The sequence below is a fragment of the Streptomyces sp. NPDC088350 genome, from assembly GCF_044753545.1.
In the GTDB taxonomy this organism is placed as follows: Bacteria; Actinomycetota; Actinomycetes; order Streptomycetales; family Streptomycetaceae; genus Streptomyces.
This window is the reverse complement of the sequence record NZ_JBIVNL010000016.1, coordinates 216,132-226,007: the sequence shown is the minus strand read 5'-3', so window position 1 is coordinate 226,007 and position 9,876 is coordinate 216,132. Positions and strand designations below refer to the sequence as shown.

General features: G+C 69.7%; 7 protein-coding genes and 1 rRNA gene. 3 read left to right on the top strand and 5 right to left on the bottom strand.

Annotated features, from left to right (window positions below; genetic code table 11):
* Window positions 1-290, bottom strand: a 16S ribosomal RNA gene (locus tag ACIQBL_RS42405); the annotation flags it as partial.
* 560 nt (window positions 291-850) lie between these two features.
* Here ACIQBL_RS42405 and ACIQBL_RS42400 point away from each other — a divergent pair.
* Window positions 851-1,300: a PTS glucose transporter subunit IIA gene (locus tag ACIQBL_RS42400; RefSeq protein WP_043683181.1), complete on the top strand. Its 450-nt coding sequence runs from the start codon at window positions 851-853 to the stop codon at window positions 1,298-1,300.
* A gap of 78 nt (window positions 1,301-1,378) precedes the next feature.
* Window positions 1,379-3,049 (top strand): phosphoenolpyruvate--protein phosphotransferase, encoded by a 1,671-nt coding sequence (gene ptsP, locus ACIQBL_RS42395; protein ID WP_401952707.1) that lies wholly within the window; start codon window positions 1,379-1,381, stop codon window positions 3,047-3,049.
* A gap of 71 nt (window positions 3,050-3,120) precedes the next feature.
* Here the strand turns inward: ptsP and ACIQBL_RS42390 are convergent, their stop codons facing one another.
* From ACIQBL_RS42390 to ACIQBL_RS42380, 3 genes are all read right to left on the bottom strand, one after another.
* A complete protein-coding gene (locus ACIQBL_RS42390) occupies window positions 3,121-4,017 on the bottom strand; it encodes a hypothetical protein (RefSeq protein WP_401952689.1) in 897 nt (298 codons plus the stop codon).
* 22 nt (window positions 4,018-4,039) lie between these two features.
* Complete coding sequence (locus ACIQBL_RS42385; RefSeq protein ID WP_401952687.1) at window positions 4,040-4,501, bottom strand: hypothetical protein; 462 nt, start codon at window positions 4,499-4,501, stop codon at window positions 4,040-4,042.
* 211 nt (window positions 4,502-4,712) lie between these two features.
* Entirely contained in the window at window positions 4,713-6,689 is a 1,977-nt protein-coding gene (locus ACIQBL_RS42380) for an acetoacetate--CoA ligase (protein WP_401952684.1), read from the bottom strand.
* 213 nt (window positions 6,690-6,902) lie between these two features.
* Between ACIQBL_RS42380 and ACIQBL_RS42375 the strand changes: the two genes are divergently transcribed.
* Window positions 6,903-9,269, top strand: a complete 2,367-nt coding sequence (locus ACIQBL_RS42375) for a TIM-barrel domain-containing protein (protein ID WP_401952681.1) — start codon at window positions 6,903-6,905, stop codon at window positions 9,267-9,269.
* A gap of 2 nt (window positions 9,270-9,271) precedes the next feature.
* Here ACIQBL_RS42375 and ACIQBL_RS42370 read toward each other — a convergent pair whose 3' ends face one another.
* A complete protein-coding gene (locus ACIQBL_RS42370; protein ID WP_401952678.1) occupies window positions 9,272-9,808 on the bottom strand; it encodes an NUDIX domain-containing protein in 537 nt (178 codons plus the stop codon).
* Window positions 9,809-9,876 lie beyond the last annotated feature (68 nt).

Below are 9,876 nucleotides of genomic sequence, written 5' to 3'. Positions count from 1 at the left end.
TCAGGCCGGCTACCCGTCGTCGCCTTGGTGAGCCATTACCTCACCAACAAGCTGATAGGCCGCGGGCTCATCCTGCACCGCCGGAGCTTTTAACCCCCACACATGAGTGCAGGAGTGTTATCCGGTATTAGACCCCGTTTCCAGGGCTTGTCCCAGAGTGCAGGGCAGATTGCCCACGTGTTACTCACCCGTTCGCCACTAATCCCCACCGAAGTGGTTCATCGTTCGACTTGCATGTGTTAAGCACGCCGCCAGCGTTCGTCCTGAGCCAGGATCAAACTCTCCGTGAATGTTTACCCGTAATCGGGTGCACACATCACGAGAGCGGAACGACCACCGGAATAGGATGGTCGTTCACAGCGTCCTCGCTGTGTTTTCTTCAAAGGAACCCTGCCACCGGAAGAATCCGATGGACGGGGTATCAACATATCTGGCGTTGATTTTTGGCACGCTGTTGAGTTCTCAAGGAACGGACGCTTCCTTTGTACTCACCCTCTCGGGCTTTCCTCCGGGCTTTTCCCTTCGCTGTTCCAAACTCTATCAGTGTTTTTCCGGCCCCCTGACCACCGTCCTGCAGGCATGCAGAAGGTGACCCCGAGATAGGATCTGACAAGTTGGATGCTGCCAGGCCAAGCGAAGACGCTTGGTTGCGTCGCTCGGCCTCAAGCAGGAGTACGACTCTACATGTGGCCGTGGAGCAGGTGCAAATCGATTAGAGGTGTGGTCTAGACCACTAATCCAGACCTCTCGGGCGGAACCGGTACTACATATGACATACCCTGCTCCTCAGTGTGCCGTCCGGAACAGGCAGTGACGGCCCCATCACATTTCCATCCCTGGGAGGCTTCCCATGACCAGCGTGACGTCCCCTCTCGCAGGACGCGCCATCGGACTGACCGAGGTGCCGGATCCGGTCTTCTCCGGGGCCATGGTCGGCCCCGGCACCGCCATCGACCCCGTACGTGAACCTTCCGAAGCCGTCTCTCCCGTGGACGGAGTCATCGTCTCCCTCCACCCCCACGCCTTTGTCGTCGTGGACGGCGAGGGACATGGCGTGCTCACTCACCTCGGTATCGACACGGTGCAGCTCAATGGGGAGGGCTTCGAGCTGCTCGTCAACAAGGGCGACACCGTGACCCGTGGCCAGAGTGTCGTGCGCTGGAACCCGGCCGCCGTCGAGGCCGCCGGCAAGTCCCCGGTGTGCCCGATCGTGGCCCTTGAGGCCACGGCCGAGTCTCTCTCCGGTCTCCGCGAGGACGGCGATGTGAAGGCCGGCGACAGTCTCTTCTCCTGGGAGTGACATCAGCACCGTCGTACGACGGTGAGCAGGACAACCACCGCGGCGGCGGGACCCGCCGCACTATCGGAGACGGGTGAGATGGAGACAACGCTGCAAGGCGTCGGCGTGAGCCACGGTGTGGCGATCGGCGAGGTTCGGCACATGAGGACGGCGGTTCTGGAACCGCCTGCCAAGCAGATTCCGGTGGAGGACGCGGAGCGTGAACAGGGGCGCGCTCGCCAAGCCGTGGACGCTGTGGCCGCCGACCTGATGGCGCGCGGCAATCTGGCGGGGGGCGAAGCCCAGGCGGTGCTGGAGGCCCAGGCCATGATGGCCCAGGACCCGGATCTGATGGCGGACGTGGAACGCCGTATCGCGGTCGGCAGCACGGCCGAGCGAGCGGTGTACGACGCCTTCGCCGCCTACCGTGCTCTGCTGGCCGGTGCCGGTGAGTATCTGGCCGGTCGGGTGGCCGACCTCGACGACGTGCGGAACCGTATCGTCGCCCGGTTGCTCGGGGTGCCGATGCCCGGTGTTCCGGACAGCGACGAGCCGTATGTCCTGATCGCTCGTGACCTTGCGCCTGCCGATACGGCGCTGTTGGACCCGACCCTGGTGCTCGGTTTCGTCACCGAGGAGGGCGGGCCGACGAGTCACAGCGCGATCCTGGCGCGGGCGCTCGGTGTGCCGGCCGTGGTGGCGCTGCCGGGGGCCGGGGAGCTGGCCGAGGGCACGGTGGTCGCCGTGGACGGCAGCACCGGTGAGATCTTCGTGAACCCGAGTGATGAGAAGAAGGCCGAGCTGGAGGCCGCGGCTGCCGCGCGCAAGGCCGCTCTCTCCTCTTCCACGGGTCCTGGTGCCACCTCCGACGGGCACAAGGTGCCGTTGCTCGCCAATGTCGGCGGTCCCGCTGACGTGCCGGCCGCGCTGGAGGCGGGGGCCGAGGGTGTCGGGCTCTTCCGTACCGAGTTCCTTTTCCTGGACGACAGCAAGAACGCGCCGTCCGAGGAGAAGCAGGTCGAGGCCTACCGGCAGGTGCTCGAGGCGTTCCCCGAGGGGCGTGTCGTGGTGCGGGTACTGGACGCGGGCGCGGACAAGCCGCTGGACTTCCTGACGCCCGCCGACGAGCCGAACCCGGCCCTGGGTGTGCGCGGGCTGCGTTCGCTGCTCGACCACCCCGACGTGCTGCGGACCCAGTTGACGGCGCTCGCGAAGGCCGCCGAGGGGTTGCCGGTCCACCTTGAGGTCATGGCTCCGATGGTCGCGGACCGTGCGGACGCGAAGGCGTTCGCGGACGCGTGCCGGGAGGCGGGGCTGCGGGCCAAGTTCGGCGCGATGGTGGAGATTCCGTCAGCCGCGCTGCGGGCGCGCTCGATTCTGCAGGAGGTCGAGTTCCTGTCGCTGGGGACCAACGACCTCGCGCAGTACACATTCGCCGCCGACCGTCAGGTGGGTGCGGTGTCCCGTCTACAGGATCCGTGGCAGCCCGCGCTGCTCGACCTGGTGGCGATGTCCGCCGAGGGGGCGAAGGCCGAGGGCAAGAGCTGTGGTGTCTGCGGTGAGGCCGCGTCCGACCCACTGCTGGCGTGTGTGCTGACCGGTCTGGGGGTCACCTCCCTTTCCATGGGTGCGGCTTCGATTCCTTATGTGCGGTCGGCGCTCGCGAAGTACACGCTGGCGCAGTGCGAGCGGGCCGCGCTGGCCGCGCGCGCTGCGGACAGTGCCGAGGAGGCACGCGAAGCGGCTCAGGCGGTGCTGTCCGGCGAGTAGTCGGGCGGGAAGTCGTCCGTCGGCTGTGGTTCAGGGGCGCCTCACCAATGGGTGGGGCGCCCCTTGCGTGTTCAGTGGTGGTGTCCTCCCGGGGGCTGCTCGAGGTCTCCGAGGTCGGGCGGCACGCAGTAGTCGACGTCTGATTCCGGTGAGATGAGGTCGCCGGATTCGACGTCGGTGCAGTAGGCGTCGAAAACCTCTCCGGCGGTCAGGGGTTCCAGACCGTCGCCGCGCAGGCGCCAGCCGTAGATGCAGTCGGTGGTGCCTGGGCTGGTGGTGCGCATGACGAGGCCGCCGGGGCTCCGGGTGGCGATGCCCAGGGCTAGGACGGTGGTGAATTCGAGGGCTTCGGCATCGTCCAGATGGGTCGCTCCCTCGTCGTCCTCGTCGGCGTGCAGGACGGAGACAAGGGTTTCAGGTGCTCCCGAGACGCTGCAGACGAGGTGTCGGTTGCCTGGCCGGGCCGTGTCGAGGATGCGGACGAGGAGGCCGGAGGCTCGGGTGAAGGCCGCGCGGCCGATGTCCTCGCCGCAGGAGGCGCAGGCGCCGAGGCGGGCCAGGAGTGTGGTCGCGTACTCCCAGGTGGCCTGGCGGACGGCCTCGTCGACCAGGGCCGGGAGGAGGTCGGCCAGCGGCTGGCCCTCGTAGAGCATGGTGGGGCCGGTGGCCGCGAGTTCGGCCGTGAAGCGGGTGCGGCTCGACGGTGTGTCGGGGTCGAGGCCGCTGTCGGCGCAGAACTCGGCGTACTCCTCGGGGTCGAAGAGGGTCACGCTGGTGTGGTGGCCCTGGGAGGCGCGGATCTTGAGGAGGATCTCCACCTGCTGGAGGTAGGCGGTGTGGTCGTCGAAGGTGAAGCTGCGATAGCGCCGCATGGCGCGGAAGTCCTGCTCGTCGGTCAACAGGCCGATGGTTCCGGCGATTTCGCGGCGCAGAACGCGTCGCATGGTCTGGTGATCGGTGTGCGCCATGTTTCCCCCTGAGTGCGGTCGATCAATGCTCACTCACAGTAACCGGCGGCACTGACAACGGCGTCCGAGCGAGCGGCTCACGGACCAGACGGTGCTGAATCATGCAGGTCAGGGCGATGGCGGCGCCGAATACGGTCCGGCCGAGGGGGCCGGTGGCGATGGCCGTGGTCACCGCCAGTGGCCCGATGCTGCGCTGGGTGGACTGGGCGAGTCGGTGCACGGCGAGGTAGGTGCCCTGCACGGCGCCGGGTGCGAGGGCGACGGAGAGTTCCCACGAGATGACGGCGTGCAGCATTTCCGCCATGGTGAACGCGGCTGCCGAGGCGGAGTGGAGCGGCGTGGCGGTGAGGGCTCCGCCGGTGGCCGAGAGCGCCAGGGTGACACCGCCGAGGGCGAAAGCGGCGGAGAGCGGTATCAGCGGCTTGCGGGCGTCGGCCGTCGTGGTGGCGAAGCGGGCCAGGAAGACGATGAGCCCGACCACCATCACGTTGTTGAGGAGCCGCCGACATCCGAGAAGGTGATCAGCAGGACGTAGTTGTCCGTGGTGAGCAGGGCGAAGGAGGCCAGGGCCCGCAGAGTTGGAGGGCCATGAGGACGCGGGTGAGCGGGAACCGGTCGGCGAGGCGACCGCCCAGGGGTGCGCAGGCGATTCCGAGGCCACCTATGGAGGGTGATCGGCCACTGCGGGAGGGCGATCAGGCTCGTTTGCGGGCGAGGTCCTCGTAGAAGCTCAGCAGGTCGAGGTTGTCGATGGAGCCCGGGTTTACCGCCTTCTCCACTGGGGTGCCCTGGAGGAGGCGTTTGACCGGTACCTCGATGCGCTTCCCGGTGAGGGTGTGCGGGACGCCGGGGACCTCGATGACCTCGTCGGGGACGTGGCGTGGGGAGAGCTGTTCGCGGATGGTCTGCTTGATGCGGCCCAGGAGGGCGTCGTCCAGGACGGCTCCGGGGGCGAGGTGCACGAAGAGGGGCATCCAGTAGCCGCCGTCGGGCTGTTCGATGCCGATGACGAGTGACTCCTTGATCTCCGGGAGCCGTTCGACCGCTTCGTAGATGTCGGCCGAACCCATGCGCACACCTTGCCTGTTGAGCGTGGAGTCGGAGCGGCCGTGGATGACGACGGAGCCTCGGGAGGTGACGGTGATCCAGTCGCCGTGGCGCCACACTCCGGGATAGGTGTCGAAGTAGCTGTCGTGGTAGCGGGTGCCGTCGGGGTCGTTCCAGAAGTAGATCGGCATGGACGGCATGGGGTTGATGACCACCAGCTCGCCGACCTCGTCGACCAGGGGGGCGCCGTTCGGATCCCAGGACTGGAGGTCGGTGCCCAGGCCGGGGGCCTGGAGTTCGCCGATGTACACGGGGAGGGTCGGTACGGCTCCCGCGAAGCAGGAGCACACGTCCGTGCCGCCGCTGACCGAGGCGATCCAGAGCTCGGCCCCGCTGTCTGCGAACTCGTCGTGCAGCCAGCGGAACCCGTCAGGAGGCAGGGGTGATCCGGTGGTGGCGACGCACCTCACCTTGGAGAGGCCGAAGTCGCGGGACGGGTGCACGCCGGCCTTGCGGCAGGCCATGACGTACGCGGCCGAGGTGCCGTAGAGGGTGGCTCCGGTGCGTTCCGCGATGCGCCACTGGGCGGCCGTGTCGGGGTACCCGGGGCTGCCGTCGTAGAGGACGATCGTCGTGCCTGTCAGGAGGCCGGAGACGAGGAAGTTCCACATCATCCAGCCGGTGGACGTGTACCAGAAGAAGCGGTCCTCGGGGCCCAGGTCGCAGTGCAGGCCCAGTTGTTTGAGGTGTTCTACGAGGATGCCGCCCTGGGACTGGACGATGGCCTTGGGGAGGCCGGTCGTGCCGGAGGAGTAGAGCACCCACAACGGGTGCTCGAAGGGGACCTGTTCGAAGACGGGGTCCACGTCTGCCGAGGTCAGGGACGACCACTCCAGGGCGCCTTCGGGTGCCTCGGTGCCCAGGAGGGGGATGTGGACGACGGCGCGCAGGGTGGGCAGTTCGCGGCGGAGTTCGGCGACCGTGTCGCGGCGGTCGTGCTCCTTGCCGCCGTAGCGGTAGCCGTCGACGGTGAACAGGACGACCGGTTCGACCTGTTGGAAGCGGTCGAGGACGCTGCGGGCGCCGAAGTCGGGGGCGCAGGACGTCCAGACGGCGCCCACGGCCGCTGTGGCGAGCAGGGCGACCACGGCCTGCGGGATGTTCGGGAGGTAGCCGCTGACGCGGTCTCCGGGGCGTACACCGAGGGTGCGCAGTTCGGCGGCCAGGGAGCCGACCTGGCGACGCAGGTCCGACCAGGTGACCGCGCGCGGCTCGTGGGTCTCGTCGACGTACAGGAGGGCCGGTTCGTGGGCGCGGGTCGCTGTCGCGCGCAGGGCGTGCTCGGCGTAGTTGAGGGTCGCTCCGGGGAACCAGTGCGCGCCGGGCATCGAGCGGTCGCCGAGCACGCGCGCGTAGGGGGTCGAGAAGCGGACGTCGAACCACTCGGTGACGGCCTGCCAGAACGTGTCCAGTTCGGCGACGGACCAGCGGTGCAGTGCCGCGTAGCCGCCGTCGGCGGGGGCTCCGTGGTGTTCGGCCGCCCAGGACTGGAACTTGGTGACCTGTGCCTGGGCGATGCGTTCCGGATCTGGCTGCCAGAGCGGCAGGGGGTTCGCGGTCGACATGGGGCGGCTCCCGGACTGTGCGCGTCGTGTGCGTCGGTCGCGCACGTGCGGGGGTGTGCGCGTGACGCGGCTGACACGGACGATGCCATGTGATCGACTTCTGCACCAGGGCGCGCTCCACATAGTCCGTGTCGTGAAGATGTGGTCCCACCACGGGTGAACGGCAGTTGAACGACACGGTTATCCGGGGTTTGTAATGGCAGGGTGAGCAGCATGGACGGTCGTGACCTGGTGCGTTCGGTGAAGGTGGTCGGTTCGACGGGGGCGGCGCAGGGGTTGCGTACCGTACGGGCGGCATGGCGCAGGAGGCGCGCCGACGCCACCGGGCTGCCCGCGCGCGGGGCGGAACGGGCCCGGGTGCCCGGGCCCGTGCGGGAGGCGGAGCCGGGGCCCGGCGGCGGGATCATCCGGTTCGCCCGTTCCGAGCTGCGCATCACCGTCGCCGCGAACGGGGCTGTCTTCTGGGGCTGGGACGGGGCCGGTCCTGAGCCCTCGTACGCGCTCGGCGGGCGGTGTCCCGAGCCGGATCCGCGGGCGGTCCTGGAGCCGGACAAGGACGGTGGCTGGCGGGTCGTGGCGGAGCGGGTGACGGTCGCCGTGTCGCGGCACGGCGCGGTCGAGGTGCTTACGCCCGGTGGTGTGACGCTGCGCCGGGATCTGCCGCCTCGCTGGTGGGAGCCGGTGGGCGGGGGCCCGGCCCGCTGGATGCAGCGGTCGGAGGTGGCGGCGGACGCCCGGTTCTTCGGTCTCGGCGGGCGCGCGTCCGGCCCCCGGCTGCGCGACGGGACGTACCGGCTGTGGAACACCGATCCGGGGCACGCCTTCGCGCCGGGTGACGATCCGCTGTACATCACCATGCCGGTGCAGCTGGTCGTCGCCGACGCGGCCACGCATCTGGTGTTCCACGACACCTCCTGGGACGGCACGGTGACGCTGCGGGAGGGCGAGGAGGGTGCCGGTTCCGGGCACGACCGGGCCGGGGCGTCCGAGCTGCGGATGGACGGCGGTCCGCTGCGGTGCTGGGTGGTGGTGGGCACCCCCGCGCGCGTGCTGCACGCCTGGGTGTCGCTCACCGGTGCTCCCGCGCTGCCGCCGGCGTGGGCGCTGGGGCACCATCACGCGCGGTGGGGCTTCGGAAGTGAGCAGGAGGTGCGGCGGATCGTCGCCGGCTACCAGGAGCGCGGTCTGCCGCTGGACGCTGTCCACCTGGACATCGACCACTACGACGAGCACCAGGTGTTCACCGTCGACCAGGAGCGCTTCCCCAAGCTGCCGGCGCTCGCCGAGGAGCTGCTGCGGGACGGCGTCCGGCTGGTGTCGATCGTCGACCCCGCGGTGAAGGCCGAGCCGGGGAACGCCGTCTACGACAGCGGGACCGCCGAGGACGCCTTCGTGCGGGACGCCTCGGGGCGGCTGGTGCGGGGTGTCGTATGGCCGGGGGAGGCTGTGTTCCCGGACTTCACTCACGCGCGCGTGCGGGAGTGGTGGGGCGGGCTCTACCAGGAGCGGCTCACGCAGGGGTTCGCGGGTTTCTGGCACGACATGAACGAGCCGACGTCCTTCGCCGCCTTCGGGGAGTCGACGCTGCCGCGTTCGGCCCGGCACGACCTGGAGGGGCGTGGCGGTGACCATCGTGAGGCGCACAACGTGTACGCGCTGTGCATGGCCAGAGCGGCCTACGAGGCGCTGCGCGAACTGGCCCCCCAGGAGCGGCCGTTCCTCTTCTCGCGTTCCGGGTGGGCCGGGATGCAGTCCTACGGGGGCACATGGTCCGGCGATGTGGCCACCGGCTGGCCGGGGTTGCGGGCCTCGCTGTCGCTGGTGATGGGGCTTGGGCTGTGCGGGGTCCCGTACTCGGGCCCGGACGTGGGCGGATTCGACGGGAGTCCGTCGCCCGAGCTGTATCTGCGCTGGTTCCAACTGGGCGCGTATCTGCCGCTGTTCCGTACGCACGCGAGTCTGCGCGCGGGGCGTAGGGAGCCCTGGGAGTTCGGTGCCGAGGTGCTGGAGCACGCGCGCGTGGCGCTCGTCGAACGGCGGCGGCTGCTGCCGTACTTCATGACGCTGGCGCATCTGGCGCGGCGGACCGGGGCGCCCTACGTGCGGCCCCTGTGGTGGGGTGCGCCGGAGGATCGCGCGCTACGGGACTGCGAGGACGCCTTCCTGCTCGGCGACTGCCTCCTGGTGGCGCCGGTGCTCGATCCGGGGTCGGACCGGCGTGCGGTGCAGTTGCCGAGGGGGCGCTGGTACGACACGGAGACGGAGCAGGCGTACGAGGGGCCGGCCCAGATTCTCGTGGACGCCCCGCTGTCGCGGATTCCGGTGCTCGCGCGCGCGGGTGCCGTTCTGCCGGTGCGGGGCGCTGACGGGGAGCTGGAGCTGGAGGTGTGGGCGCCCGCTCGGGGGCGGACCGGGGGCGGGCTGATGGTGCCGGACGCGGGCGACGGTGGGGACGAGCCGGAGATCGAGCGGTACGTCGCCCGCTGGGAGGGTCGGCGGGTGGTCGTGGAGCGGGAGTTGGAGGACGGCGTGAGCGCGCCGTCCTACCCGGTACGGGTGCGGGGGCTCGGTGCAGCCTGAGCTCAGATGTACCGGCCTTCGAACCAGGCCCTGACGGCCACGGAGTGCAGCGGGAAGGCGAGCTCCTCCGGCCGACGCAGGAGCTGCCAGCCTTCCGTCTCGTCGGTGGCGACGGACTTGGGCAGGCCCTCGACCGGGCGCTCGGGGAGGACGCCGAAGAGCAGGAGATGCCCGTCGGGCGAGCTGATGGCGTCGACGAGCCGTACGTCGCGGCTCGCGGCGTCGATGCCCGTCTCCTCCCGGAGTTCGCGCACGAGGGCCTGCCGCCAGTCCTCGCGGTCGTCGACGTAGCCGCCCGGCAGGGCGACGCCTCCGCGCGCGGGGGCGACGGTTCGGGTGATGACGACCAGGGCGGTGCCCTTGGTATCGTACACGGGCTGGAGTGCGACGGCGACGGGCTTCGGGTTGCGGTAGGCGACGGTGCCGCAGGCCGGGCAGGTACGGGGCCAGCCGGAGACGCCCTCTCCGTAGGGCGATCCGCAGCTCGAACAGTGGGAGTCCGGCGCGGAGTTGGGGACGGAGGCTTGAGTTTCGGACACCCGGCGGACTGTATCCGATCAAGCGGAGGGCGTCTTTCCGGGGGCCGCGCGCGTGAACGGGAAACGGC